The sequence below is a fragment of the Actomonas spartinae genome (genome assembly GCF_051209155.1).
Lineage (GTDB): Bacteria > Verrucomicrobiota > Verrucomicrobiia > Opitutales > Opitutaceae > Actomonas.
The window spans coordinates 796,978-823,207 of record NZ_JBPJGB010000001.1; the positions used below are offsets into that span (position 1 = coordinate 796,978).

Here is a 26,230-nt window from a genome sequence, read left to right on the forward strand (position 1 = left end):
GGGCGGACGTCAGGGATCGCGCACGGGGCCGTAGACCACATCAAAGTCCTGTTCGATGCGCACGGCCACCGCGGTCTCATCTTTTCGACCCGGCACAAAGCGAGCGGTTTCCAACCAGCGCAGAACCTGTTGGGCGTGGGCCGGGGCGTTGGTGGAAATGATCCGTGCGGCGGCCACGCGGCCCGCGGTGTCGACGACGTATTCGATCCGGGCCCGCAGGGTGATGTCGTGATTCGGTGCCCGTTCCGGCAGCCTGTAGTCGGGGCCGGCACTGAGCGGAATCGGCCGGGCCACAAAACTCGACGGAGCGAAGGTCTCGCCGGTGTATTCAGTCGGTAATGACGCGACCGGCATCGGGCTCACGGCGGTGGTTTCGCAGCCCGCGCCGCCGAGGAGTGCGCCGAGGGCGAGGATCGCGATGATGAGCCGGGAGCGGGGGTCGCGGCTCATCGTTGGTATTCCACCGGGATGACGACGCGCACCTCGACGGGTTCGCCGTTGCGGGTGGGGCGGTTGAAAAGCCATTGGGCGACGGAGGTGGCGGCGGCCCAGCCAAAGGATTCCGAACTGCTCTCGCGCACGCGCGGCAAGCGGGCGCGGCCGTCGCGATCGATGATGAACTCGATGGTGGCCTTGGCCGGTCCTTCAGCGAGGTCGGCGGGGGGGATGACGCCGACCCGGAACAGCGGTCGGATGCGTTCGTCGAGACCTTTGGCGGATCCCACGCCGGGACCGTCGGGTGCGAGCAACGCGGCGAGGCGGGCATCTGCTTGCTCGGACTCCGCATCGGCGCTCGGTGCGGAGAAGGTGTGGTGCATGATGAGCCGGGAATCCACCCAGCCCTCACCGCTGACGTTGGCCGGCGTGAAGCTCCACAAAGGCAGGACCGCGGCGAGCGCGGCGCCGAAGTCCGGGGTGGACGCGCTGTTCACGACGACGTCCTTCACCGAACCGGAACGGGTGACGGTGAAGGCAACCTCGGCTTCGCCGCTCTCGCCGGCGACGAAGGCGTCGCGCGGGTAGATGGGGTCGGCGTAGGCCGTGGGGATGGGCAGAGCGCCGAAGTCGCTCCAGTCGTCGGCCTCGGCGGGGCGGATTCCGTTGGCGGCGAGGCGCTCGGCGCGCGACTCGCCGAAGAGGGTGAAACTGAAGGGTGCGCGGGTCTTGGCCGGCAGTGAGAGACTGCCTTGGCGGGCCGGATTGAACTCGGTGCGCATGAGCGCATCGATCGCGGGGCGAATGAGTTCGGCGCAGTTGGCGCTCACGACCCTGGGGTCGGAGGCCTGGCCGTCGGCATCGACGGTGAACTCCAGGGTGACCTCGCCGCCCAGCATGCGGCGGGCCACGATCTCGGGTTCGTCGGTGCGCCCGTAGCGTTTGACGCTCGGGGTGGTGAAGGGCAGCGGCTGGGGCTCGGCCGGCGGCATGAAGCTCTGGCGGGCACGGGCATCGAGGGGAAAGAGCACGGGCACGCGCAGCGCGCTGGCGACGGGCTCGCGGTCGCGGATGGCGGGTTCAAAGGTCCACTGGCGCACGCTGGCCATGGCGGCTTCGTTGAGGCGTTCGTCGGTCGAGGATTCGATCGACGTCGTGGTGACGGCGCCGGTCGCGTCGACCACGAACTGGACGACGACCGTGCCCTCGAGGCGGGCGAGCTCGCCGGAGACCTCGGGCGGCTGCCAGGTCTTGAAGAGCGCGGTGGCGTCGTCGACCTGGACTGCAGGTTGGGCCGCGGCGACGGATGCAAGCAGCATCGATCCGGCCGCGGTTGAGCGGAGGAAGGAACGGAATGAAAGCACGAAGCAATGATCCGATGGGGGGAGGGGACGTCAACGTCGAGGCGAGGCCGGTCCCTTTCGCCTTGCTTCCCGGGGCGGGGTCGGGCCTGTGGAAGGCATGAATTTTGTGGTCATTGGGGCAGGCGCGTGGGGCACGGCCATGGCAATTCACCTCGCGAAGATGCAGCAAACGGTGACGCTGGTGCCGCGGCGATTTGAGCAGGCGCTGGCCTTGTCGTCCTCGCGGGAGAACGCTGAATACCTGCCGGGCGTGGCCTTCCCGCCGAGTCTGCAGATCGGCCACGAACTGGTGCCGGTGTTGATGGAGGCCGAGGTCGTGTTGTTGGCCTGTCCGGCTCAGGCGCTGCGGGAAACGGCGGCGCGGGTGAAGGGCGCTTTGGGTTTGGCGACGCAGCTCAAGCTGGTGGTGAGCTTGGCGAAGGGCTTGGAGTTGGGCACGCACCTGCGGCCCTCGGAAGTGATCTCGGAAGTCTTGAGCGACGTGCCGGTGGGCTCGCTCACGGGGCCGACCAATGCGGGCGAAGTGGCGCGCGGTTTACCGGCGGCGATGGTGCTGGCGGCGAATGCACCGGAGGCGTTGTTGGAGTCGGTGCAGGTGGAGATCAGCGGGGCGAGCCTGCGGGTCTATCTGAGTGATGACGTCGCGGGCGTGGAGTTTGGCGGTTGTCTGAAGAATATTTATGCTATCGCCGCGGGCATTTGTGATGGCCTGCAGTTGGGCGACAACACGCGGGCCGCGATGCTGACGCGCGCGCTGGCCGAGATGGTGCGCGTGGGTGAGGCGCTCGGCGCGCAACGCGACACGTTTTACGGTCTGAGTGGGTTTGGCGATCTGGTCGCCACCTGCCACGGCGGTTGGAGTCGCAATCGGCAGTTTGGCGAACAGCTCGGCGCCGGCGCTTCGATCGATGAGCTCATGGCCGGTCGCAAAACGGTGGTCGAAGGCTACAAGACGACCGAATCGTTTTACGGCCTGTGTCAGGATCGCGGCATCGACGCGCCGATCATGGCTGAAGTCTACGCCACCCTCAACGAAGGCAAAGCGCCCGCCCAGGCCCTGCGCGACCTCATGCTGCGCGAACTGAAGCGTGAGTGAGGTTTCTTTACAGGAGGGAACAGAGGGCAACAGAGCCACTCCGACGTGGTTCTTTTACAGAAGGTAACGAAGAGAACGAAGGAACCTGCTCGTCTCTTTGTTTCCTTCGTTACCTTCTGTTGAAACTCAGGCTGAAGGGCTCTGTTGCCCTCCGTTTCCTCCTGTAAAATCAAATCCGTTGCCAGGGTGAGTCGGCGCGGAGCGGGGCGCTGGCGCGGAGGCGATGGAAGTAGCCGGACGCGTCCTCGAGGTGGAGCATGTTGAAGCGGAAGGCGTCCTCTGGAAGTTGTTCGGCCATGATGAGTCCGTCCCAACGCAGCCGCAGGCGCAGCGGTTCATCGGGCACGGGGTGGGCGTTTTCGAGCGGGTCGACGCGGCGGTAAGTTTCGGTCGTCACGTCGCCGCCGAAGACGGCGGGCATCGATTGATAGGTGTCGAGCCCCGGAAGCTCGGCAAATTTTTGATGCGCGTCGGGTTCGGGTTCACCGAAGGCGAGGGTGTGGCCCATGGGCAGGGCGAGCAGGTCGCGTTTCAGTTGGGCCCACTCGTCCAGCGACATGATGTGCTCGGCGCCCCACTCGGCGACGTGCGGCAGGTAATACATGAAGCGCACCTCGTGGAAGCGCGCGCCGACTTCCTCGTGGCACCAGCGCACGAGCTCGGGCAGTTCGGCGAGGTTGTCCTTGAAGGCCATCGTGATGATGTGGAGCAAGGGCGCGCCCGGCGTATCGCGCATGATGGCGGCGTAACGGGTGAGGTTGTCGATGAAGACCTCGTAACGGGCGCCCTTGCGGAGCTGACCGAAGAGCTCGGGGTCGTGCGAATCGATCGAGATGCGCACGCTGTGGGCGCCGCTCTCGGCGATGGTGCGGAGGAGCTCGTCGTCGAGCTTCTTGGCGAAATTGGTGGTGAAGCTCACCTTGCGGCGCAGCTCCGGCGGCACGAGGCGGAGGAAGGGACCGAAGGCGGGGTTGAGCGAGGGCTCGTGCATGCACGACAACCAAAAGGCGCTTTCGGGCACGAGCGGCGCGAGCGCGAGGGCGTGGGCAAAGGTCTCGGCCGGCATCTGTTTGGTGCCGCGGGTGAGGGCGTAGTCGGTGAGACAGAAGGGGCAACGCAGGTTGCAGTTGTTGACGATGTCGCCGGCGACCAGTTCGAGCGGGAAGGGCGGCTCAACCATCGCGCCACTGCCGGCGAGTGCCTCGCCGTCCACGGTGGCGTCGACCGGAAGCGGCGTGCCGGCGGGAAAAGCCTGCGCGGGAGCCTGCACGCGGAACGCGCCGGTGGCGGTGTCGGCGGCGACCTCGGCACGCCACGCGTCACCGAGCTGAAGCGAAACCGGTGCGGCGGAGCCGGGCGTTACCGTGCCGGAGATCCAGCCATCGGTGCCGGCGGAAATTTGGCCATGTGATGTCGAAGCGTCCAAGCCCGCAGGAGAAAGCAAGCACCGGCCCGATGTCGAGGCCCCGGTGCCGCGTTCCATCCTGCAGATACCAACCCGGTTACCGGGCCAGCTGGCGTGGGACGCGGATGTGTTCGACCTCCTCCTGCACCTCGGCGGGAGGCTCGGGGGTGAAGCGGGCGATGACCTGCGCGACGGCGAAGTTGATCAGCATGCCGATCGTGCCGATGCCCTCCGGCGAGATGCCCCACAGCCAGTGCTGGGCGTTGTTCTTCTCCGGAGCGATGAACTTGAAGTAGCAGATGTAGGCGGCGGTGAAGATGATGCCGACGATCATGCCGGTGACGGCGCCTTCGCGGTTCATCTTCTTTTGGAAGATGCCCATGAGGATGGCGGGAAAGAACGATGCGGCGGCGAGGCCGAAGGCAAAGGCCACGACCTGGGCGACAAAACCCGGCGGGTTGATGCCGAAGTAGGCGGCCACCACCACGGCGGCGGCGGCGGCGATGCGGGCGCAGGTGAGTTCACCCTTCTCGGAGATGTCGGGTTTCACGCAACGCTTCACGAGGTCGTGGGCGAAGGCGGTCGAGATCACGAGCAAAAGACCGGCGGCGGTCGACAGCGCGGCGGCGAGCGCGCCGGCGGCGACGAGGCCGATGACCCAGTTGGGCAATTGAGCGATCTCGGGGTTGGCCAACACGATGATGTCGCGGTCGATGGTGAGCTCGTTGCCGGCCCAGCCCTTGGCGGCGACGGTGGCCTGGAAATCAGCGTCGGTGTTCTTGTCGTTGTAATACTGAATGAGGCCGTCGCCGTTTTTGTCCTCGAAGGTGAGCAGGCCGGTCTCTTCCCACTTCTTGAACCAACCGGGCATCTCGGCGTAGGTGGCGTTGTCGACGGTCTGCAGCAGGTTGGTGCGGGCAAAGGCGGCGACGGCCGGAGCGGTGGTGTAGAGAATGGCGATGAAGAGCAGGGCCCAGAACGCCGACATACGGGCGCCCTTCACACTCGGCACGGTGTAGAAGCGCACGATCACGTGTGGCAGGCCGGCCGTGCCGACCATGAGCGCCATGGTGATGGCGGCAACGTCGATGGCGGGCTTCACGCCGCTGGTGTAGGCAGCGAAACCGAGATCGGTGCTGAGGTTGTCGAGCAGATCGAGCAGGTAGGTGCCGCCTTCCTTGACCTCGGCGCCGAGGCCGAGCTGGGGCACCGGGTTGCCAGTCAGCATGATGGCGATGAAGATCGCCGGCACCATGTAGGCAAAGATGAGCACGCAGTATTGGGCGACCTGCGTGTAGGTGATGCCCTTCATGCCGCCGAGCACGGCGTAGATAAACACGATGGTGGTGCCAATGATGACACCCGTGTTGATGTCCACTTCGAGGAAGCGGGAGAACACGATGCCGACGCCGCGCATCTGACCGGCGACGTAGGTGAAGGACACCATGATCGCGCACAACACGGCGACGATGCGCGCGGTCTGCGAGTAGTAGCGGTCACCGACGAAGTCCGGCACGGTGAACTTGCCGAACTTGCGCAGGTAGGGCGCGAGCAACAGCGCGAGGAGCACGTAGCCGCCCGTCCAGCCCATGAGGTAGACACCGCCGTCGCGACCCTGGAAGGAGATGATGCCGGCCATGCCCATGAAGGACGCGGCACTCATCCAGTCGGCCGCCGTGGCCATGCCGTTGTGAATGGGCTTCACGCCGCCGCCGGAGACATAGAACTCCTTGGTGGAGCCGGCGCGCGAACGGTAGGCAATGTAGAGGTAGAGCGCGAAGGAGAGCGCAACGATGAGGTAGGTCCAGGCTTGAGCGGACATGGGCTAAGAGGGGTGGGCGGGGAGAGAAGGTAGAGAGGGAGGGGAGGGGCAGAACCGGATCTTTATTCTTTCTCCTTATCTTTCTCTTTCTCCCCTTGGAGCGGACGGGCTCCGGCCGGCGGGGAGAAAAAGAAAGATGAAGAGGAAAGAGAAAGCGCGCCGAGAGCGCGAAGCTCAGTCCTCGTGCACGTCGTATTGACGGTCGAGGTTGTTCATGCGCCAGACGTAGTAGGCGATGATGCCCACGAAGACGTAGATCGAGCCTTGCTGGGCCATGAAGAAGCCGAGCTTGAAGCCGCCGATCCGGATGCTGTCCAAGGCATCGGCAAAGAAGATGCCGCAGCCGAAGGACACGACGGCCCAGATGACGAGGAGGGTGGCAAGAATGCGGAGGTTGGCGCGCCAGTGCAGCCGGCGTTTTTCAGGGGTAGCCATAGGGGTGCAAGCGATGGCGGGCGCGGCGGATGCGGTCAATGGCGGATTGGGCCGCCGGCTGTCCATAGTCTTCTTTACGGGCAACCCACGCCGTCGCACGCTGCCGCCCATGGTCTTCGATGCCCGCCAACTCGAACGCGCCCGCCGCCTGCTGTGCGCGTTGCAGGACACGATTCGCGAAACCTTGCTCGTCGCGCGCGCGCGCCAGCGACGTCAGTTTGCGAAGGTCGCGGCCGTGACCGCAGCCGATACGATCTACCACATCGATCGCCTGTCGGAGGACGCTTTGGTTGAGTGGCTGGAGCGAAACTGGCCCAAGGCCTGGCCGGTCGAATTGGTGATGGAGGGGCTGGAGGAGGCCGCGACCTTTCCGCGAGGCACGCCGCTGCGGGCGACGGTATGCAAACTGATCATCGACCCGATCGACGGCACGCGCGGCATCATGCACGACAAACGCAGCGCCTGGGCGCTGGCCGGTCTCGCCCCGCAACGCGGCGCCCGCAATCACCTCGGTGACATTGTCGTCGCGGCGATGACGGAGTTGCCGATCTCCAAACAGTGGCGCGCCGACCAGTTCAGTGCCGTGGCGGGCAGCGGCCAGGTGGTGTCGCGTTCGCTCGATGTGCGCACGGGCCGGTGGTCGAAGCTGACGGTCGGGCCGTCGCCCGGGACGGAATTCCTGCACGGCTTCTCGACCGTTTCTCGTTTCTTTCCCGGCGGGAAGGTGTGGCTGAGCGAGTTTGAAGAACGCCTGTGGCGGGAGCTCGGCGAACTCGCGGATGGCGCCGCGACGCCGGCGATTTTTGAAGACCAATACATTTCCTGCGGCGGGCAGTTGGCCGAGGTGATCTACGGCCACGACCTGATGGTGCTCGATGTGCGACCGCAGGCCTTCACCGCGCTCGGCATGGGCCTGGAGGGTTTGAGCAGTCATCCTTACGACCTGTGCGCCGAACTGATCCTGCGCGAAGCGGGGGCGGTGGTCGAACGGCCCGAAGGCGGTCGCCTGCGCGATCCTTTGGATACGACGAGTCCGGTGGCGTGGGCCGCCTATGCGAATCCGCGTTTGGCGCGCCGGGTGCGCCCGGTGGTGAAGCGGGTGCTGGCGGCGATGCGTTAGCGGAAAAGTCGCCGTCCGGAGGTCGGCGTCCACCTCGCCTGTCGGTGGACGCGGACGGCCTCGACCGCGTCGCGTCGTTCAGCCGCCGTAACCCCAGGTGCCGAGCTCGGACTCTTCGTCCAGCGCGGTCCACGGTGCGTCCACATCGGGTGTCCACGTGTAACGCACGCGATTGCGCTTGAGGAAACTCACGACCGTGCGGTAGCCGGCGATGGCGTCGTCGCAGACCCAGAGTTGCACGTAGGTTTCATTGGGATCGAAGTCCGGCGCGTTGACCAAGGCATACAGTGCACCGCCCGGCTGAACTGCGGCGGCAATGCTGCCGGCGTCGCTCTCGCGGGTGTAACGCGGGCGCTCCACCACCCGACGATCGGCGAGGCGCACTTTGATCAATTCCGCGCGGAAAAAAGGTTCACTGAAGGGCGCGATCCGGTCGCCGGTGAGCAGGAAGGGTCGGGAGGCCATGCCGTCCAACGAGATGGCCTGCTGCAGTTCCTCGTCCTCGGTGATTTCCTCGAGCTCGGCCTCGCGCTGTTTCACTTCGTCGCGCAGCTCCTCGCGTTCGGCCAGGGCGCGTTCAAGCGCGGCGGCGACGGCATCGGCGTCGAGTTTCAGGAGATCCTGGAGGCGTTGCAGGAGTTGCTGCAGCTCCGCGACGCTGAGCTTGAGCTCGTCGCGTTTGGCGGTCGCCTCATTGATCAGGCGCGCGAGATTTTCGTCGGTCAGATCGAACTGATCCAGCAGAGCCTCGATGCGGGCGACGCCGGATTTGGCCGACTGCAGGGCAAGCTCGGCGTCGCCGTGGCGTTGCATCAGGTCGGCGTAGATCTCGGCCCGCGGACGCGGTGCGGACTCCGGCGCGGCAGCGAAACAAGTCGCGCTCAGCAGAACCCAGGTAATGACGATACGGTGCCTCATGGTTGTTCGCCGGCCGCGGTGGTTTCCGTCGGCGGCAGGTTGAGGCGTTCGGTGAGGTTCTCGAGTCCGCGCAGTTGGGCTTCCACCTTGTCGGTGTCGCGTTCCAGTTGCTCCACCGCTTCCTCGATCACGGCCGGATCGGGATCGCGGTCCACGATGGGTTGTTCGCCGTCGAGTGACTTGCCCTCCATCGCGGCGAGCAGGAACAAGCTCGCGCTCAGGGCGAAAAAGAGATCCGCCATGCAGATGAGGTTGCGAAACTTTTGGGGGACAGCCATCGGGACAAATCAGCTCGTGGGCGGCGGCAGGTAGGGGCGGATGGAGGCCTCGTCTTCGAGGGGGAAATCGGTGTGGGCGATGGCGCGGCCGTCCTGCGCGCGGGCTTCGTTGATGTGGGTTTGCACCAGCGGTTTGATCTCGGCAAAGGAGTCGCGCGTCCAGCCGCTCGGGCGCACGGCAATGGCGACGTAGCCCAGGCGATCGATCTCGCTGAGCAGCCAATCGCGTTCGGCGTAGAGGTCGCGCAGGGCGATGCGGCGGTCGCCGGGATGGACCACGATTTCGCCGGCGAGGCACTCGATGAGGACATATTGACCGGCGTATCCACCAAACAAGGACTCGCGGGCGGCGCGGGCGCGGTCTTCCTCGCGCTCAAGTTGGGCGAGTCGCGCGCGGTGGGCTTCGATTTCGGCCAGCAGTTTTTCCAGGCGGTCGAGGTCCTGCTGCTGGGCCTGCATGGCGGCGTAGCGGGCGAGCAACGCGGCGATCTCGTCCTGCAGCTCGGCGAGGCGCGCGGCGTTCTGCAGCCGGCGCAGTTTTTCGGCGGCATCCTGTTCGCGTTCGTCGATCTGGTAGGCGGCGAAGGAGGACGCGGCGACCGCCTCCTCGAGGGCGAGAAACTCGTTGGTCAGGGTGGGCTTGTTGCCGCCGAATTCGTAAACAAAGAGCGCGGCGCCGAGCAGGCAGCACAGCAGCGGAATCGACACCATCCCGATTTCGGGCTGGGCCGGGGCGGGTGTGCCGGGGTGGGCGCGACGATGTTTACGCCTTCGCGTCATGGCCGGTCGCCGGGCTTTCGGTGACGGTGAACGACTTGGGGCGGTTGAGCAGGTCGTGGGTGCGCTGGTGGGCGGCGGTGGCCTGTTCGGCGAGGGCGGAGAGCGCGGTCTGTTGGGCCTGCGCGGCGAGTTTGAGCTGGGCGCCGAGGTCGTCGGCCGCGGCGCTCACGGTTTTGCCGAGTTCGCCGTGACCCTGTTCGAGGGCGGCGCGCAGGTCGGACTGGGCGGTCGCGCCTTGATCAAGGGCGGCGCGGAGCTCGGTTTGCGCGGCGGTAGCCTGCTCGCGGGCGGTGTCGAGTTTGGCGGCGATGTCGCCGAGGGCGGCGAGTTGTTTGTCGCGCGAGGTGCTGTCGGCGGCGCTGGCCTGGTCGATGGCTGTTTGCAGGGCGGAGAGTTTGGCGAGTTGCTCGCGCGCGGTGGCGGTGGCGGCCTCGGACGCGGCGACGAGGGCGGCGAGTTGCGGCGTGGGGTCGGGCGGCGGCGCGGCGGGTTCGGCCTGTTGGGCCGCGGCGGCGTTGAGCTCGGCGATGGCGACGGTGAGTTTCTCGTTGGTCGCGGAGAGCGCGGTGAGGTCCCCGGCCATGCCGCCGAGCTTCGCGCGGAAGTAGCCGATGAGTTCCGCCGGATCGATACCGATCTCATCGAGCCAAACGCGGGGGTCGTTGGAGGCGGGCACGGGCGAGGTGCCGGTGGCGTCGAGGCCGAGGAGTTGGTCCTCGATGTAGCGGTCGAGTTTGACCAGCAGCGACTGCTCGGAGCGCCGCAGCAGGCTCTGCGCGATCGAGAGCAGGATGGTGAGGGCGAGCGCGAGCAGGGTGGTGTCGAACGCGGTGCCGATGGCGTTGGCGAACGAGTTGGTGCTGTCTTCACCCTGCAGCACGAAGTTGTTGTAGAGGCCGATGGAGAGGCCCCAGACGGTGCCGAAGAATCCCACGAGCGGGAGCAGGCCGATGACATCGGCCGGCAGCACGTAACTCTCGTTCATGGCCTGCGTGTCTTCGTCGGACAGGTCGCGGGCGGCGTCGCGGCAGAAGGATGGGGAGTGGCTGGCGGCCATCTTGGAGACGGCGCTGATGCGACGTCGCACCCAGGTGCCGGTGGAGTCGGGATAGTCCTGCCACTGGGCGGCGCCGAGGTCGGCCTGCTCGCGATTAAGCCGGCGCGCTTTGCGGATGAACACGTCGGCGCCGAAGAAGAACATCGCCACGCTCACCCATTGCACGGGACTGCGTTCGAAGAGGAAGGCGTGGAACCACGCATCGGCCGGGATGGCTAGTTTGAGGATGATCAACAACGCGGTCGTGACACCGAGGGCCACGAGGCCGGAGGAAAGCAGGGATCTCATGTAGGGCGGTCGAGGGTAAGCTGGAGGGGGTAGGTTCGCGCAGTGTTTGCCGGGTCCACGCGAGCAGCAAGCGATAAGCCTGCGGTTGCGCTCGTCGTGTGCAGTGGCGTAGGTAGGCGATCTGTAGAACGTTTTGAACACCGCCAAACCCGATATCCCTCTCTTTCCTGAGTATGATAATCCCACGCCGCCGTTTTGGGATCGTCATGGCCATTGGCTGGCACCGGTGGGTGTCGCGGTGCTGACCGTCTTGTTGACGGTGTTTGCCTTTCCGCCATTTGACGCGCCGGAGGCGGCTTACGCGTGCCTCGCCCCGGCGATCCTGTGGGCGTATCGGCGACCGAGTCTGCGGCTCTTTGCCACGGTCACGATCGGCGCGCAGATCGTGGTGTGGTATTTCCTGCTATGGTGGTTGCATCATGCAACGTGGGCCGGCTGGGCGTTGCTGCCGCCGGTGGTCGGTGCCTGGGTGGGCACCTGGTATCTCGCAGTCTGGTGGTTGATGCCTCGCCTGCGCGGGCAACCCAACATCGTGCGCATGCTCGGCGTGCTGGGCTTGGCGGGCGCCTGGGTGATCGTGGAGTGGACCCGGTCGTGGCTGTTGACCGGTTTTCCGTGGCTGCCGTTGGCGGCGAGTCAGTGGGAGCGTTCGTCGATCCTGCAGATCGGCGCCTACACCGGGGCCTATGGCATCTCGTTTGTGCTCGTGATGATGAACCTCGGCTTCGCGGCCTACGGCCATCGGCTGTTTTTTGAGAAGGATCTCAAGGGACTCAAGAAACGCAGTCAGGAGTTCTTTTTGGCCGTCTTCGGTCTGCTGGTTTGTCTGAGCATCTTCGTCTCGGAATCGGTGAACCGTTTTCACTTTCACCAGGATCTGGCCCGGGTGGGTTTTGTGCAGCCCGATGTGCCGCAAGAAATCAAGTGGGACGAGACGCAGGGTCCGGCCATCGTGAACACCTTGGAGCAGGCGACGGCCACAGCGGCGAAACGTCGGCCGGACCTCATTCTGTGGCCCGAAGCGGTGACCCCCTGGGCCGTGCGTGGCGACGCGACGGTGGCGGCTTTTGTGGGAAACGTGGCGCAGGAAGCGCGCGCCCCGCTCTTGCTCGGCTCCATTGCAGTGGAGCGGGCGGACGAAACCGCGGATGGGGTCGAACACTGGTATAACGGTGCGTTCATGGTGGATCCGCAGCGCGGCGTGGAGCGCGAGTATTACCGGAAGCGTCATCTGGTGCCCTTCGGCGAATACGTGCCGCTGCGACCGGTGCTGGGCTGGCTCGACAAGGTGGTGCCGCTGCCGGGCGACTTTGAAGAGGGCGGGTCGCCGCATCCGCTGCTGTTCAATGCGAACGAGCTGACCTTGGCGGCGGGCCCCTTGATTTGTTACGAGGACACTTACCCGGGCTTGGCGCGTGCGAGCGCTTTGGCCGGGGCGGACCTGCTGGTGGTGCTGACGAACAACGGCTGGTTCGGCCGCGGTGGCGCCGCCGAGCAACACGCCGCGCACAGTGTGTTGCGGGCGGTCGAGACACGGCGTCCGGTGCTGCGCATCGGCAACGCCGGCTGGAGCGGTTGGATCGACGAGTTTGGCGTGGTGCGTGCGGTTCTGCAAAAGGTCACCCGTCGCAATGCCGACGGCTCACTGCGTCAGGTCGTATCGACCAAGCCGAAGGAGGAAAACGGATCGATCTACTTCCGGGGGTCAGCGGTGGTCGAAGTGCAGCGCGACGTGCGTTGGATCGGTCGCCAGAGTTTTTATACGCTCCACGGCGATTGGTTTGTGCTGGTCTCGCTCGGCCTGTTTGTGGCGGCGGTCATGGCCGTGCGCAGCAAGGCGCCGGCGGAGGAACCGGTTGCCGATACGGCGGAAACGGAAACGCCGTCGGTGTGACGGCGGATATCCCCATTTTGTAGGGTCGCCGCTTGCGGCGTGCCGCAGGCTAATGGAGTCCTGAGTGGCAGTTGCGGCACGCCGCGAGCGGCGGCCCTACAGTGGTTTAGGTGCTCAGTTCTTCCTCGAGCGCGTTCGTTCCTCGTTCTCCCTGTTTCGAGAACGAGAACGAGAACGAGAAATGAGTATGAGGAACGAGAACGATTGGTGGCTTACTCGGCCGTGACGCGCTCCAGCCCGGCGATCGCTTCACCGTGGTCGGGGTGTTCGGCGAGCGCGGCGCGGAAGTGCGTGGCGGCGGCCTCCTTGTCGCCGCGTTTTTCGGCGACGAGACCGAGTTCGACTTCGCCGAGCCACGGCACGCGTTGGTGAACCTCCTTGGCGTAGGTCTCGGCCTTGTCGGCGCTGCCGCCGGCGATGGGCGGGGCGTTGAGGTAGTAGCGGCAGAGGCCGATCCAGCCGGTGAGGTGATTGGGGTCGAGTTCGACGGAGCGCTGGTAGGCCTTGAGCATCTTGGAGGCGATGAAGCCCTGGGCCATGAAGTTGACCTCGCCGATCCGCACGGTGAGGGCCTGGGCGTAGTCGGTTTGCAGCGAAGCATCGTCGGGCGAGGCCTTGATGGCCTGCTCGTAGAGACCGATCGCGGCCTTGGCGTCGCCGGCCTTGAGCGTCTCGGCCGCCTGCTCACGCAGGGTAGGCTCCGCCAGCAAAGCGGGGGCGAGAATTAAGAGCAAAATGGAGATATGTTTTTTCATGTTAGTCAGTGGTTTAAGAGGATTTGTAACCTATTGGGTTACAAATTAGGTGGAGTGGAGAATCGTGGTCGGGTTGGTGCGGGCGGCGCGGTGGGCGAGGGGGAGGGCGGTGAGCAGGGCGGTGGTGACGAGGGTGGCGATGAGGGCGAGGTAGCTGAGCGGATCGGTGGGGCCGATGCCGTAGAGTTGGGCGCGCAGCGCGTGGCCGATGGGCAGGGCGACGAGCAGGCCGAGCGTGAGGCCGAGCGCGACGAGTTTGCCGACGCGGCTGAGGATGAGGGTCCGGATACCTCCCGGAGTCGCGCCGAGGGCGAGGCGGATGCCGATCTCGGGCAGGGTCTGGGCGAGGGTGAAACGCAGGCTGGCGTAGAGGCCGAAGGCGGAGAGGGAGAGGGCGAAGGCCGCAAAGCCGCCGAGCAGGTAAGTTTGCAGGCGCTGCAGGGTGGTGCCTTGGGCGATCGCGTCATCGAGCAGTTGCGGGTCGATCGGCAAGGTGGGGTCGGCGGCGCGCAGAGCGGCGCGCACGGCCGGCGTGACGGAGGGACGGTCAACGCGGACGAGCAGCGTGGAAAAGAACCACGGCATTTGGGTTTGCGGCACGTAGACCTGCGGCGGAGGCGCGTCGGAAAGGTTGTTCTGCCGGGTGTCAGCCACAACGCCGATGATCTCGCGGTAGATCGGACCCATGAAGGAGACGATCATGATGCGTTGGCCGAGGGCTTCGCGGCCGGGGAACATGCGGCGGGCGTAGGCCTCGTTGACGATGGCGACGGGGGCGCCATCGGCGTTGTCAAAATCGGTGAAGAGGCGACCGCGTTGCAGCGGAAGTTGCACGGTGGCGAAGAACTCGGGGCTCACCGGTGCGTAGACCGCGTCGAGGGCCGAGGCGGCGTCGGTGGAGGTGCCCTCGCGCCAACTCGGGTAGGTGAGGGTGATGCCGGTGAGTGGGCTGCTGGCGTTGACGGCGGCGGAGCGCACGCCGGGCACGGCCGTGGCGGCGTCGACCAAGTCGGTGTAATAGCGGGCGAGATCGGCGTTGGTTTCGTAGCGAGTGGGCGGCGGGGCGAGGCGGACGAGCAGCACGTTGTCGGCGTCGAAGCCGGGCGGCACCGATTGCAGGCGCACGAGGCTGCGCATGACGAGCAAGGCGGCGGCGAGCACGGCGACGGTGAGGGTGAGCTGGCCGACCACAAGCACGGCTTGCCAGCGACGGGTGGCGGGGTTGGTGGAACCGCGGGAGGAACCCTCTTTGAGCCATTGGTTGACGTCGGCGCGGGCAAGGCGCCAGGCCGGCAGGATGGCGCAGAGCGCGGCGCAGACGAGGGCGGCGGCGAGGCCGACGACGATGGCGGCGGGTTGCAAGGCGACCTCGTGGGCGCGGGGCAGCAGGGCGGGTGGGATGTGTTGGGCGACGGCGGGGAGGGCGACGGCGGCGAAGCCGGCGCCGAGCAGTCCGCCGACGAGGGCAAGCAAGAGGCTCTCAAGGGCCACGACGCGGGCGAGGCGGGAAGCGGTGGCGCCGAGGGAGAGACGGATGCCGAGCTCGGGCAATTTCGCGAGGGCACGGGCAAGCAGCAGGTTGGCGAGGTTGGCGCAGACGATGAGCAGCACGAGCGCGACGGTGGCGAGCAACAGCAGGAGCCCGGAGCGCATGGCGGTGACGCGAGTCTCGAGGAGCGAGCGGGTCGTGGCGCTCCAGTCGCGGTTGGTGTCGGGGTATTCGCGGGCGAGGTCGCGGGAGAGGGTTTCGATCTCAGCCGCGGCGCTGGCGGTGGAGGCGTGGGGCGCGAGGCGACCGATGGCGGACCAGTAGCGGGAGTCGCGGGCGAAGTATTCGGGGGATTCGACCGGGAAGGGCAGCCAGGCGTCGACGAAGGCCGGTTCGCGGAAAGTGGCGGGCAGGATCCCAATGATGGTGTGCGGCTGGTCGTCGATCAGGACCGTCGTATTCAGAATATCAGGACGGCGGTTGAAGTAGCGTTCCCAGGCGGCGTCGCTGATGACGAGGGTGCGCTCGGCGGCGAAGGAAAACTCTTCGGCGGTGAACAGGCGGCCGAGCTGCGGCGTCGGGCGCAGGGCGTCGAAGAAGCCGCCGGTGACAAGGCTGGTGACCCACTGCGCAGGATCGCCGCCGTCGGTCGGGGTGTAGGAGGCGAAGTTCGGTCGGTAGCCGCCGAGGGCGGCGAAGCTGGTGGCGCGGTCCTGGAAATCGCGCAGGTCGGTGGCGGAGATGCCTTCCTGGTCGATCGCCTTGGCGGGATTGAGGGCGCGCAGGACCACCAGTTCCTCGGGCTGCGGATAGGGCAGCGGTTGGAGGACGATGGAGTGGAAGAGTGAGTAGGCCGTGATGGTGGCGCCGAGACCGACGGCGAGGAGCGATACGGCGAGGGCGGCGAAGGCGGGGGCGCGGCGGAGCTGACGCAGGGCGGTCTGGAGATCGTGCAGGACGGCGTTCATTTGCCCTGCAGTCTATACCGTGACCGCATTCGCCGCATGGGCCGGAGGTCATGGCCGATGGTCATGGTGCAAGCTCCTGCGACCTGCGGGACCCGATCTTTATTCTTTCCTCTTTATCTTTCTCTTTCTCCCCACCGGGCGAGATGCGCGCGCATTCCGGCGAACGGGGAGAAAGAGAGAGATAAAGAGGAAATAGAAAGAGGAGCTCGGCTTCAGATCAGACCGATCTCTCTCGCGCGGAGGGCGGCTTGGGTGCGGTCGAGGACGCCGAGTTTGCCGAGCACGTTGCTCATGTGATTCTTCACGGTCCCTTCGGCGATGCCGAGGTGGGCGGCGATCTCCTTGTTGCTGTGGCCGGTGGCGAGGTGTTTGAGCACGTCGAGCTCGCGCGAAGATAGAGGCTCGGTGAGCGGCTGGGGCGCGGCGCGACGGGTTTCCTGGCCGGCGAGGCGGGAGAAATGATGGAGCAATTTGGCCGTCACCGAGGGTTCGATGAAGGACTGGCCCCGGGCGGTGAGTTCGATCGCTTCGATCACGCGCTCGCTGGGCGAGGCCTTGAGCAGGTAACCGACCGCGCCGGCGCTGAGGGCTTCGTAGACCTCTTCGTCGTCTTCGAAAGTGGTGAGCACGATGATGCGGCTGTCGGGCATCTCGGCGCTGATTTTGCGCGTGGCCTCGACGCCGTTGAGGCGGGGCATGCGGAGGTCCATCAGGATGATGTCGGGCCGATGAAAACGGGCGGCGTCGATGGCCTGTTCACCGTCGGCGGCCTCGCCCACGATTTCGAGGTGCTCGCGTTGTTCGAGCAGGATGCGCAGGCCTTCGCGGAAGAGGGCTTGGTCGTCAACAAGCAGGACACGAATGCGTTGGGCGGCAGTGCTCATGCGGGCACCTCCACCGTGAGGGCGAAACCGCCTTCGGGGCGAGGTCCGGCTTTGACCAATCCGCCGAGCAGGCCGACGCGTTCGCGCATGCCGCGCAGGCCGAAGCCGTCGGCGGAGGCGGTGGCGCCCTGGCCGTTGTCGGCCACGTGCAGGCGGATGCGGGCGGTGTCGGAAAAGTCGAGTTCGAGCGTGGCGCGCTGCGCGTGGGCGTGTTTGCGCACGTTGGTGAGCCCCTCCTGGGCGGCGCGGTAGAGGGCGTGCTCGGTGGCGGCGGAGAGCGGGCGCGGGTCGCCGGAAACCTTGAAGTCGACCGGGAGCGATGGGTCGGCCGTGAGCGCACGGATGGCGTCGGTGAGCGGAGGCTTCTCGGCGTCGGTGCGCAGGGTGCCGACGCTGCGGCGCACGTCGTCGAGCGCCTCGCGGCTCAGGCGGGTGGCTTTGTCGAGCGCCGCGGCGGCCTTGGCGGGATCCTTTTCGCAGATCGCGCGGGCGGCCTCGAGTTGGACGTTGATGACGGTGAGGTAGTGGCCCACGCCATCGTGGATCTCGCGAGCCACGCGGTTGCGTTCGCGGGTGGTGGCGAGTTCCTCGGCCTGCTCGGCCTGATCACGGAGTTTGGTGTTGGCGGTTTCCAACTCGGCGGTGAGCCGTGCGAGGCGCTTGTGATTGGCGACGGCGTTGGCGGTGACGAAAGAGAAGCCGATGGTGAACAGGTAACCCGGCGAGTAGGCGATGAGGGATTCACCCAAAGCGCTCCAGCCCCCGAGCGGAAAATAGACAAAACTGGTGGCCAGGTAGAGAAAGATGCCGGCGGCGAGGGCGGGTTTCCAGGAGAACAGAAACACACTCTGGCTGGCGAGCGGCAGGGCGAGGATGCCGAAGAAGCCCAGCACCGGACTCACGTGGATGGCGGTCATGGCCAACGCGGCCTGGACCAGCCAATAGATGGTGCAGTGCCGCGTATTGTCCTCGTCGAGGTAGATACAGGACAGGATGCCGCCGATCAGAAACGCGCCGGTGGCGGCGAAGGTCACGATGACCTGCCACGGTTCGCCGTGGATGCGGTTCTGGCTGATGAAGGTGATGAGACAGGTGACGACAACACCGCAAAAGGCGGCGATGCCGACATAGTCGCCCTTCTCCATTTGGTTGCGTTTCAGGCTGAGAATCACGGTCGGAGCCTATCAGATCGAAGCGGTGGAGGGAATAGGTCGATGGTCACGGTTGGGGGGCGGTTCACCGCCGGGTCCACGCTCACCGGCGGCGGCGCGTTTGGCGGGACCCTGTCATCATTCGTTGGATACGTAACTCCAGTCATTGAGCAGCCATTCGCCCAGCAGGAAGCGGCGGACGTCGGGTGGGCTGAGTTCTTCGGCGATGCCCCAGGTCGGGGTGCCGACCGGCACCGCGATGAGGTTGAAGTCTGGCGGCAGGTGGTGGGCGAGCTGGGCGCGGTTCACCCCGTGGCCCGAGAGGGCGCGCACGGCGATGCCATCGCCGTCGGCGTAGCGCCGGCCTTCGCTGTAGATCGTGACCAGAGGATGCCACGGGAACCACGCCTGGCCGGGCCGGGCCTGGGCGAGGGCGAGGGCGTCGTCGTAGCGTTGTTGATTGAGGCCGAATTCACGCTGATCACGCACGGCGACATTCAAAGTGCAGCTGCCGATCACGAGGGCGGTGGCGATCACGGTCGCCTGAGCCGGGCCGCGATGTTGCGCCAGCTTGGCGATCAGCACGACTGCGCTCGCCGGTGCCCACAGGGCGAAGCCGTGCATGCTGTTGATGTTGCCGCCGTAGGTGAGCATTGCGGCGAGTCCGGGTGGCACCGCGAGGGCACAGGTCAGGAAGGGCAGGGCGAGGTCGGCACGCGTTGATTGGCGGCGCAGCCAGAGCCAGGTCGCGAGGGGCACGCCGAGTTGAAAGATCAGCGCCGGGGCGGTGCTGGCGAAGCGGGCGCCGAGGTCGCTGGCCCAGGGCAGGCCGCCGGGAATGGTCACCAAGGTGAACCAAACGGCCGCCGGGTCTTCCAAGGCGAAGAGCAGCGCGAGCCAAGCCAAGCCGGTGACCATGAGGCGCAGCAGGTGGGCGCCGGCGCTCCGCCAGTCTTGCGCAAGGCCGAGCCACAGCAATTGGGCGATCGGCACGGCGACGGCGGTTTGTTTGCAGAACAGGCCGGCGGTGGCGAGGGCGGCGGCCAACCACGTGGCGCGCTGGGAGCGCGAACGCATGAGGACCAGGTTGCCGAGCAGGCCGACGGCGATGGCGAGATTGTCGGCCTGGATGAATTGCCAAGTCGCGCGGGGCCAGAGGGCGACGGTGACCAGAAAGGCCAGTGCGCGGTGGGCGCGGCTGACCGACAGCGTCCTGATGGGGGTGAAGGCGCACACCAAGCCGATGGCGACCAGCATGTAGACGAGGTTCAGCGCGCCGGCGAGGCCCAGCGCGGTGGCGGGGCCGGCGGCCCAGGTGGCCGGCAGCAGCGACCAGACCGGCAGGGGGCCATACATCCAGGTGTTGGGCGCACCCTCCGGGCCACCGTAGATCGCGCCGCCGGTTGGGAGCGTCAGGTTGAAGGTCGGGGCGAGGCGCACGTCGTTCCAGCTGCTGTGGTTGAACGCGCCCCAGCACCAAGCCAGCCAGGTCCCCACGGCGATCACCGCGAGAATCGCGAGGACCGGCAGGGTGATCGAGAGGCGGGGGCGGGACGTCTTCAAAGCGAGGATCGGTGGGCCCCGGCGAGCAGCAGGAGAACGGCCAGAACCTTCGAGCGGGAAGCGAACATCAGTCGCGGGGCGGCTTGGCCCGCACGAGGTAGAGCGGGCGCCGCTTCACTTCGTCGTAGATGCGGCCGAGGTATTCGCCAAGCACGCCGATGCCGATGAGCTGCACCCCGCCGATGAAGAGCGTGAGGGTGACCAGGGTGGTGAAGCCGGTCTCCGCGATCTCGATACCGAGGATGCGGCGGGTGGCGTAAAACGCGCCGAGGGCGAAGCCGACGCCGGCGACGAGCAGGCCCAGGTAGGTGACGAGGCGCAGCGGGAGTCGGGAGAAACTGAATACACCGTCCAAGGCGTAGCGCACGAGGCGGCGCAGGGACTGTTTGGGCTCGCCGGCGGCGCGTTCCTGGCGGTCGTAGCTGACCTCGCGCACGTCGAAACCCACCCAGGCGCGCAGGCCGGGAAAGAATCGGTTGCGCTCCACGAGTTGGTTGAAGGCCGCGACGGCGGCGCGGTCCATGAGCCCGAAGGTGCCGGTGTTGTTGCGCTCCAGCGGCTGGTCGGTGAGGCGGGAGAAAGTGGCGTGAAACAGGTCCATGCCGAGGCGGCGGAGGCCGGTTTCCTGGCGGGAGCGGCGGACGGCGAGCACGACGCCGGCGCCGTCGCGCCACTGGGCGACGAGCTCGGGGATGAGCTCGGGCGGGTCCTGCAGATCGGCGTCCATGGTGACGACGGCATCGGCGGCGCCGGCATGGCTGAGGCCGGCGGCGAGGGCGGCCTGGAAACCGAAGTTGCGCGTCAGGTAGACTGGCTCGAAGCGCGAATCGGCGGCGGCCTGAGTGGCGAGGAGTTGGGTGCTGGCGTCGCTGCTGCCGTCGTCGACGAGCACCGCGCGCCAGGTGACTGCGGTTTCGGCGTCGAAGAGCGCGGCGAGGCGGCGAAAGGTTTCCGGCAACACGTCCTCCTCGTTGAAGACGGGCATGACAATCGCGATGGTGGGGGAAGCGGAGTCCATGAAACGGGGCGTCGAGGCGGGTCGGACGGCGTGAAACGACAGGGTGTTAAGAGGATGTGACGCCCGAGGGCGAGCACAAGCGCGGTGCTTGACGGTGGCGCGCAGGGCGACGCATCGTGCCGGCCATGGAATCGTCTCCGAGTCCTCGCAAGTCCAACAAGGGCTTGCTCATCAAGCTGGCCGTCGTGGCCGTGGTCGCCGCGGTGGGCGGCGTCGCGGTGCTGCGTGGTCTCGATGTGCGGGGCCTGATCGACCAGACGCTTGAGTTCATGCGCGAGGCGGGTCCGGTGGCGTTTTTCAGCGGCATGGCGGTGTTGCCGGCGGTGGGCATGCCGTTGTCGCCCTTCACCCTCTCGGCGGGGTCGATCTTCGGGCCGACGCTCGGCATGCCGGTGGTGTTGTTGCTCACCTGGGCGGCGCTGGCGGTGAATGTGTTGGTGACCTACGTGCTGGCGCGCTGGATCGCCCGGCCGTGGCTGGAGAAGCTGGTGTTGCGCTTCGGCTACCGCTGGCCGCAGGTGCCGGCCGAGGAGCACTGGGATGTCGCCATCCTGCTGCGCGTGACGCCGGGGCCGCCCTTCTTTCTGCAGAGTGCGATCCTCGGTTTGGCGCAGGTGCCGCTGCGCATCTACATGATCGTTTCGGTGATCGTGTCGGGTCTCTACGGCACGGCCTTTGTGGTGTTCGGGGAGGCTCTGATCGCGGGCAAGGGCCGCATGGTCATGCTCGGTTTTGGCGGTTTTGCCGCGCTCACGGTGGGCACCCACCTGTTGCGCCGTCACTTGGGCCGCAAGAAAGCGGCGGCGGCGATCGAAGATGCGGTGGAGGGACCCTCGGGGGCATGAACTGGCGGGAGGAGGGGATGGAGCCGCTTGAGCTCGGCCGGTCGACGCCGGAGGCCGACGCCGAGAGCGTGAGCGCGTTTACGCGACGCTTGAAGTCCCTGTTGGAAACGCGACTGCCGGTGGGCTGGGTGCGGGGCGAAGTATCCAACTTGCGGAGACAGGCGAGCGGGCACGTTTATTTCTCGCTCAAGGACGCCGGGGCGCAGCTGAGCTGTGTGCTCTTTCGCGGGGATGCGATGCGCCAGACGGTCGAGTTGCGCGACGGCATGCAGATTCTGACGCAGGGCCGGGTGAGTGTGTATGAGGCGCGGGGGCAGTATCAGCTCATCGTGCGCACGGTGGTGGAGGACGGGGTGGGCCGGCTGCAGCGCGAATTTGAGGCACTGAAGCGGCGGCTGGCCGACGAAGGCCTCTTTGACCGCGAGCGCAAGCGGGCGTTGCCGGTGTTGCCGCTGCGGGTCGGGTTCGTGACCTCGCCGACGGGAGCGGCAGTGCAGGATTTTGGACGCATCATGGTGCGACGCGGCTGGCGCGGGCGCCTCGTGGTGTTGCCGGCCAAGGTGCAGGGCGATGGGGCGGCGGCGGAAATCGCGGCCATGATCGGTCTGGCCGGGCGACTGGGGATCTTCGACGTGCTGGTGGTCGGTCGTGGTGGCGGCAGCCTGGAGGACCTGTGGGCGTTCAACGAAGAAGTCGTGGTGCGGGCGGTGGTCGCCTGTCCGGTGCCGGTGATTTCGGCGGTGGGGCACGAGATCGATTTCACGCTGAGTGATTTCGCCGCCGATGTGCGGGCGGAGACGCCGAGTGGTGCGGCGGAATTATTGTCCAGCGCCTACGGGGAGCAGGTCGACCGCGTGGCGGTGGCGGGCGACGGCCTGCGCGACAGCCTGCGCAACGCGGTGGAGGATGCGCGTGAGGTGGTCGACAAACTGCGGGCGCGGCTGCGGCTGCTGACGCCGCGTGGGCAGATTGAGCAGGGCTGGCTGCGGCGCGATGATTTGGCCAACCGTTTGGCGGCGGCGCTGACCCAGGTGCACCGCGACAAACGGCACGCCCTGCAAAGTGTGACGCGGGCCTTCCGGAGCGCGACGCCGCAGCGGCGGGTGGAGCAGGAGTCGCACCGGTTGCTGGCGCTGTGGAAGCGGCTGCAGGCGGCGAGTCCGCAGTCGGTTTTGAATCGGGGGTTTGCGATCGTGCGTGACGAACAAGGGCGGCCCGTCACCGCGGCGGCGGCGGTGCAGCCGGGGCGGCGCTACGGGGTCGAGTTCAAGGACGGCACCGCGAAGCTGCAGGCGGAGGAGTGAGGTTTTTTTGACCACAGATGGCACGGATGGGCACAGAGCGGTGGGGCAGAGAGGCCCGGCGCTCTGCAATGATCGTTGGCCGGGTGTGGGTTCAGGTGGTCGTTGAAGAAGGCGGTGTGGCGAGCTTCTGCGCGATCGATTCCTCGATCTCATCCATCGTCGTTGCGAAGGCCGTGGGAAGGTCGACTTCGTGGAGTCGGGCCAGCACGAGGATGCTCCACAGGCAGTCGGCCAACTCGTGCGCGAGTTTGTGATCGGTATCCGGGATTTCGCGACGGCCGGCTTTGGCCATGACGACTTTCATCAAGTCGCCGACGTCCCCGACGAAGCCCTGCATGATCTCTTCCTTCGTCCAAGGGGTCTGGCCGCGCGCGGCCTGCAGTCGGGCGAACTGGGCCTGAATCTCCATCGCGCGCCCGGTGAGGGCGGCGAGGTCTTGGTCGGCAGTGGACGTTGGCTTAAGTGCGCTCATGGCGAAAAAGTGGAGTTGGAGTGCTCGCGAGCGGGCCCCTGAGGTGGTGATTCCGGCCGATTCGGAAAGGTGGCGCTCAGCCGTTCGGCGTGAGGAGTTGGGTTTTTAGGTTGTCGGGAAGGGTGCTGGTGGCGATCCAGGCGCGGGCGGCGGCGGAGTCCTGGGCGAGCCAGCGGCGGGCGGCGTTGGCTTGGCGCATGTTGCGGTCGTTTTCGTCGCCCAGCTGTTGGTCGGCCCAGGCCATGGCGGCGGGCGGATCGTTTTCGGTGTAATAATCCATGAGCGCGCGCACGCCGCTTTCGCGGTTGGGTCCGTCGGGTTGGCGGGTCACCCAATTGGCGGCGGACGTGGCGTCGAAGTTGGCCCAGTTGCGCAGGGTGTTTTGGTAGCCGTAGACGAGGTTGGGGTTGTCCGGCAGGGTCTCAAGCCAGGCGATGGCGGCGGGCGGGTCGTAGGTGGCCCATTGGGCGGCGACATTGGCGGCGGCGTTGGCCTGGGTCTGCGGGTCGGTGAGCCCGCTCACGATAGCGGCGGCTTCGATCGGGTCGCGGTTGGCGAGGGAGGAGGAGACGTTGACGAGAAACTGTTCGCGGGTCGGCCCCGGGGGGATCTGGTCGGCGAGGGCGAGCGCGCTTTCGAGCGAGGATTGCGCGAGGGTGAAGCCGACGGCTTCGAGGGCGGTGCGTTGGTCGGTGGGGTTGAGCGAGGTGAGGATGTATTGGGTGGCGGACTGCGGGTCGTTTTGGATCCAAGGGTGCAGCATGCTCACGAGGGACTGCTGGCGCTCGGCGGGGGAAGGCGCTTGATTGAGGATTCGGAGGGCCCCGTCGATATCGGTGCGGGCGAGGGAGCTGACGAGGTTGCTGAAGGCGTTGGCGCGGGTGCGGCCGGCCGGCAGGCCGTTCACGAGGCTGAGGGCGGCGGCGGGGTCGGTTTGGCTCAGTTGGCCAATGACGTTTTGGGTGGCTTGATCGCGGCCGGCACCGGCTGGCAGGGAGGCGATCCATTCAAGCGCGCCTGCGGGGTCCTGGTTGGCGTAGACGTGGGCGATCATGTTGATCGCCTGGGTGTGCTGCTGGCCCGGAGGCATGGCCGAGGCGATGAGGGCGGCCAGTTCGGGATCCTGGTTGGCGACTGCGCCGACGATGCCCGTGAGCGCCTTCTGGCGCTGGATGGTGGAGGGCAGGGCTTGGACGCGGGCAAGGGCGGCCTCGGGATCGCGCGCGGCGAGTTGGCCGATCAGGTTGTTGAAGGCCGTATCGTAGAGCTGCGGGGATTCGATCTGCTCGAGGTAGCTGAAGGCCAGCTCCGGGTCACGGTTGGCGATCGAGGTCACGATGCTGGTGAGCGCGTGGTTGCGCAGGGTGCTGGAGGGGAGGCTTTCCGCGAAGGCGAAGGCGCGGTCGGAGTCGCGGTTGGCGAGGTTGCCGAGCACGCCGGTGAACATGTAGGGCTGGCTGGGGCTAAAGGGGAGGTTTTCGAGCAGTTGAAACGCGAGGTCGGGCTGGCCGAAGGTGAGTTGGGAAATCGCGGCGGCGAAGGCTTGCTCCCGGACATGGCCGACGGGGAGTTGCTTGATCCAGGCGAGGGCTTCGTCGGCGTCGCGCTGGGCCCAGGCTGCGGCGATCTGGCCGTAGGCGGCCTGGCGTTCGCCGGGATTGGCAAGTTCGGCGGCGGCTTGGGCGGCAGCCTGCGGGTCGACGGCGGCCCACTGCGAAAAGATGCTGTGAATCGGAGCCCGATGGGCGTTGGCCGGCACCTCATGCTCGCGGAGCAGGGCGTATACGGCGGCGGGGTTTTCGGCGGCGAGGAAGGGGGCGGCGACGTTGATGGCCTGGCGTTGGAGATCGGGGTCGGTCTGCTCGCGGGCCCAGGCGAGGAGGGACTTGGGATCGTTGTAAGCCCAGCCGCGGAAGACATGGCCAATGGCGCGATCACGATCGTCGAGGGCTTCGAGGGATTGGGCGTGTTGCAGCGCCGCGTGCGGATCGAGCTCGGCCCAGCGCGAATAGATGGGCTGCAGCAGGGCAAAGTGCACGGAGGACTGCCGGTAACGTTGCAACAAGTCGGCGAGCGCGGGCATCTCGGCGGCGGTGAGGGCGTTGATGCGCACCTCCCAAGCCTTGGTGAGCAACCAGCGACCGTCGCGCAGGGCTCCCTCAAAAGCGGTGTAGCTATCGCTCGCGGTGGAGGCGGAGGTGGCGGCGGTCGCGGATGGCTTGGCGGAGCCATCAGCCAGCAGAGCATCGAAGGCGGCGTCGGCGGAGACCGGGTAAGAGTCGGTGCCGGGGGCGAAGGCGCGGCCGAGGAAAAAACCGGCGGCACCGAGCGCGGCGGCGAGGCCGAGGGCGGGAACAAGGGGAAGGGAACGCATCGCGAAGGGGGGGAGGAAGATTCAACGCGGCCAGCGCAGCGAACTTAGGCACTTCGGGTCGGAGCGAAAGGCCGATTCTCAGGGATCGTCACCGGTCAGGGTCGTTTCCGGGATTGGCAGCGGGCCGGGAAAGCGATCCTGTCGTGCCCCGTCGCCATGAGCTCCACCGCCGTTTCCCTCCAAATTGATTGGTTTTGCCGCCACGCGGTCGCGTGTCCGGCCGGTGGGCTGGCCCGGCGCGAACAGACGGTGGTGTTGTTTGTTTTGGCCGCCGAGCTGGACAACGCGCAGGTCGCGCGGGCTTCGGCCAAGGTCGAGCGTTTCAGCCACGCCGAGTTGGCGTCACGGCGTCAGCAGGCGGAGAATCGCCGCAAGGCACACTTCAAGAGCGACAACCGAGTGAACACGTAGCGGGTGGCGGGGCCGCCCGAAGAAAAGCCGCAACGCAGACCGCGGATTGAACATTGAGTCTGGGCGCGCTTGTCCGAGGATGGCAGGGCGCTTCTCCTAGCGCG

The 26,230-nt window shown here is 66.7% G+C and carries 23 protein-coding genes; 6 read left to right on the forward strand and 17 right to left on the reverse strand.

The window, feature by feature from the left end:
- Nucleotides 1-9: 9 nt before the first annotated feature.
- Nucleotides 10-450 carry an energy transducer TonB gene (locus AC0MRV_RS03175; RefSeq protein ID WP_472762979.1) on the reverse strand — a complete coding sequence of 147 codons (441 nt, stop codon included), beginning with the start codon at nucleotides 448-450 and terminating at the stop codon, nucleotides 10-12.
- Nucleotides 447-1,754 carry a TonB family protein gene (locus AC0MRV_RS03180; protein ID WP_472762980.1) on the reverse strand — a complete coding sequence of 436 codons (1,308 nt, stop codon included), beginning with the start codon at nucleotides 1,752-1,754 and terminating at the stop codon, nucleotides 447-449. The genes AC0MRV_RS03175 and AC0MRV_RS03180 overlap by 4 nt, the downstream gene beginning before the upstream one ends.
- A gap of 142 nt (nucleotides 1,755-1,896) precedes the next feature.
- Between AC0MRV_RS03180 and AC0MRV_RS03185 the strand changes: the two genes are divergently transcribed.
- Complete coding sequence (locus AC0MRV_RS03185) at nucleotides 1,897-2,895, forward strand: NAD(P)H-dependent glycerol-3-phosphate dehydrogenase (RefSeq protein ID WP_472762981.1); 999 nt, start codon at nucleotides 1,897-1,899, stop codon at nucleotides 2,893-2,895.
- Between the two features lie 169 nt (nucleotides 2,896-3,064).
- Here AC0MRV_RS03185 and AC0MRV_RS03190 read toward each other — a convergent pair whose 3' ends face one another.
- The 3 genes from AC0MRV_RS03190 to AC0MRV_RS03200 form a co-directional block, all read right to left on the reverse strand.
- Complete coding sequence (locus tag AC0MRV_RS03190; RefSeq protein ID WP_472762982.1) at nucleotides 3,065-4,321, reverse strand: radical SAM protein; 1,257 nt, start codon at nucleotides 4,319-4,321, stop codon at nucleotides 3,065-3,067.
- 76 nt (nucleotides 4,322-4,397) lie between these two features.
- Nucleotides 4,398-6,122, reverse strand: a complete 1,725-nt coding sequence (locus tag AC0MRV_RS03195) for a sodium:solute symporter family protein (protein WP_472762983.1) — start codon at nucleotides 6,120-6,122, stop codon at nucleotides 4,398-4,400.
- 174 nt (nucleotides 6,123-6,296) lie between these two features.
- Nucleotides 6,297-6,557 carry a DUF4212 domain-containing protein gene (locus AC0MRV_RS03200; RefSeq protein WP_472762984.1) on the reverse strand — a complete coding sequence of 87 codons (261 nt, stop codon included), beginning with the start codon at nucleotides 6,555-6,557 and terminating at the stop codon, nucleotides 6,297-6,299.
- Between the two features lie 109 nt (nucleotides 6,558-6,666).
- On the opposite strand from AC0MRV_RS03200, the gene AC0MRV_RS03205 reads away from it, so the two are divergent.
- Nucleotides 6,667-7,677 (forward strand): hypothetical protein, encoded by a 1,011-nt coding sequence (locus AC0MRV_RS03205; RefSeq protein WP_472762985.1) that lies wholly within the window; start codon nucleotides 6,667-6,669, stop codon nucleotides 7,675-7,677.
- A gap of 78 nt (nucleotides 7,678-7,755) precedes the next feature.
- Here AC0MRV_RS03205 and AC0MRV_RS03210 read toward each other — a convergent pair whose 3' ends face one another.
- Genes AC0MRV_RS03210 through AC0MRV_RS03225 form a run of 4 tightly spaced genes read right to left on the reverse strand, consistent with a single transcriptional unit; the run spans nucleotide 7,756 to nucleotide 10,998 of the window.
- The gene (locus AC0MRV_RS03210) at nucleotides 7,756-8,595 is read right to left on the reverse strand and encodes a hypothetical protein (protein WP_472762986.1); all 840 of its coding nucleotides are present in this window, start codon (nucleotides 8,593-8,595) and stop codon (nucleotides 7,756-7,758) included.
- Nucleotides 8,592-8,873 (reverse strand): hypothetical protein, encoded by a 282-nt coding sequence (locus tag AC0MRV_RS03215; protein WP_472762987.1) that lies wholly within the window; start codon nucleotides 8,871-8,873, stop codon nucleotides 8,592-8,594. Before AC0MRV_RS03215 ends, AC0MRV_RS03210 begins: the two co-directional genes overlap by 4 nt.
- 9 nt (nucleotides 8,874-8,882) lie before the next feature.
- Nucleotides 8,883-9,653 carry a hypothetical protein gene (locus tag AC0MRV_RS03220; protein WP_472762988.1) on the reverse strand — a complete coding sequence of 257 codons (771 nt, stop codon included), beginning with the start codon at nucleotides 9,651-9,653 and terminating at the stop codon, nucleotides 8,883-8,885.
- The gene (locus tag AC0MRV_RS03225; protein ID WP_472762989.1) at nucleotides 9,637-10,998 is read right to left on the reverse strand and encodes a MotA/TolQ/ExbB proton channel family protein; all 1,362 of its coding nucleotides are present in this window, start codon (nucleotides 10,996-10,998) and stop codon (nucleotides 9,637-9,639) included. The genes AC0MRV_RS03220 and AC0MRV_RS03225 overlap by 17 nt, the downstream gene beginning before the upstream one ends.
- 133 nt (nucleotides 10,999-11,131) lie before the next feature.
- On the opposite strand from AC0MRV_RS03225, the gene lnt reads away from it, so the two are divergent.
- Nucleotides 11,132-12,892 carry an apolipoprotein N-acyltransferase gene (gene lnt, locus AC0MRV_RS03230; RefSeq protein WP_472762990.1) on the forward strand — a complete coding sequence of 587 codons (1,761 nt, stop codon included), beginning with the start codon at nucleotides 11,132-11,134 and terminating at the stop codon, nucleotides 12,890-12,892.
- A gap of 212 nt (nucleotides 12,893-13,104) precedes the next feature.
- Here the strand turns inward: lnt and AC0MRV_RS03235 are convergent, their stop codons facing one another.
- From AC0MRV_RS03235 to AC0MRV_RS03260, 6 genes are all read right to left on the reverse strand, one after another.
- Complete coding sequence (locus tag AC0MRV_RS03235; RefSeq protein ID WP_472762991.1) at nucleotides 13,105-13,647, reverse strand: tetratricopeptide repeat protein; 543 nt, start codon at nucleotides 13,645-13,647, stop codon at nucleotides 13,105-13,107.
- A 45-nt stretch (nucleotides 13,648-13,692) separates the two neighbouring features.
- On the reverse strand, nucleotides 13,693-16,104 hold the full coding sequence (locus tag AC0MRV_RS03240; RefSeq protein ID WP_472762992.1) for an ADOP family duplicated permease: 2,412 nt from the start codon (nucleotides 16,102-16,104) through the stop codon (nucleotides 13,693-13,695).
- Nucleotides 16,105-16,316: 212 nt separating this feature from the next.
- Nucleotides 16,317-16,988: a response regulator gene (locus AC0MRV_RS03245; RefSeq protein WP_472762993.1), complete on the reverse strand. Its 672-nt coding sequence runs from the start codon at nucleotides 16,986-16,988 to the stop codon at nucleotides 16,317-16,319.
- On the reverse strand, nucleotides 16,985-18,160 hold the full coding sequence (locus AC0MRV_RS03250; RefSeq protein ID WP_472762994.1) for a sensor histidine kinase: 1,176 nt from the start codon (nucleotides 18,158-18,160) through the stop codon (nucleotides 16,985-16,987). Before AC0MRV_RS03250 ends, AC0MRV_RS03245 begins: the two co-directional genes overlap by 4 nt.
- 117 nt (nucleotides 18,161-18,277) lie before the next feature.
- A complete protein-coding gene (locus AC0MRV_RS03255; protein ID WP_472762995.1) occupies nucleotides 18,278-19,702 on the reverse strand; it encodes a hypothetical protein in 1,425 nt (474 codons plus the stop codon).
- Nucleotides 19,703-19,769: 67 nt separating this feature from the next.
- Nucleotides 19,770-20,720 (reverse strand): glycosyltransferase family 2 protein, encoded by a 951-nt coding sequence (locus AC0MRV_RS03260; protein ID WP_472762996.1) that lies wholly within the window; start codon nucleotides 20,718-20,720, stop codon nucleotides 19,770-19,772.
- Between the two features lie 125 nt (nucleotides 20,721-20,845).
- On the opposite strand from AC0MRV_RS03260, the gene AC0MRV_RS03265 reads away from it, so the two are divergent.
- Nucleotides 20,846-21,565 (forward strand): TVP38/TMEM64 family protein, encoded by a 720-nt coding sequence (locus tag AC0MRV_RS03265; protein WP_472762997.1) that lies wholly within the window; start codon nucleotides 20,846-20,848, stop codon nucleotides 21,563-21,565.
- The gene (gene xseA, locus AC0MRV_RS03270) at nucleotides 21,562-22,869 is read left to right on the forward strand and encodes an exodeoxyribonuclease VII large subunit (protein ID WP_472762998.1); all 1,308 of its coding nucleotides are present in this window, start codon (nucleotides 21,562-21,564) and stop codon (nucleotides 22,867-22,869) included. The genes AC0MRV_RS03265 and xseA overlap by 4 nt, the downstream gene beginning before the upstream one ends.
- A 91-nt stretch (nucleotides 22,870-22,960) precedes the next feature.
- Here xseA and AC0MRV_RS03275 read toward each other — a convergent pair whose 3' ends face one another.
- Together AC0MRV_RS03275 and AC0MRV_RS03280 are read right to left on the reverse strand one after the other, a co-directional pair.
- Entirely contained in the window at nucleotides 22,961-23,341 is a 381-nt protein-coding gene (locus AC0MRV_RS03275; RefSeq protein WP_472762999.1) for a MazG nucleotide pyrophosphohydrolase domain-containing protein, read from the reverse strand.
- Nucleotides 23,342-23,417: 76 nt separating this feature from the next.
- Nucleotides 23,418-25,715 carry a hypothetical protein gene (locus tag AC0MRV_RS03280; RefSeq protein ID WP_472763000.1) on the reverse strand — a complete coding sequence of 766 codons (2,298 nt, stop codon included), beginning with the start codon at nucleotides 25,713-25,715 and terminating at the stop codon, nucleotides 23,418-23,420.
- Nucleotides 25,716-25,871: 156 nt separating this feature from the next.
- On the opposite strand from AC0MRV_RS03280, the gene AC0MRV_RS03285 reads away from it, so the two are divergent.
- Complete coding sequence (locus AC0MRV_RS03285; protein ID WP_472763001.1) at nucleotides 25,872-26,126, forward strand: hypothetical protein; 255 nt, start codon at nucleotides 25,872-25,874, stop codon at nucleotides 26,124-26,126.
- Nucleotides 26,127-26,230: the final 104 nt, after the last annotated feature.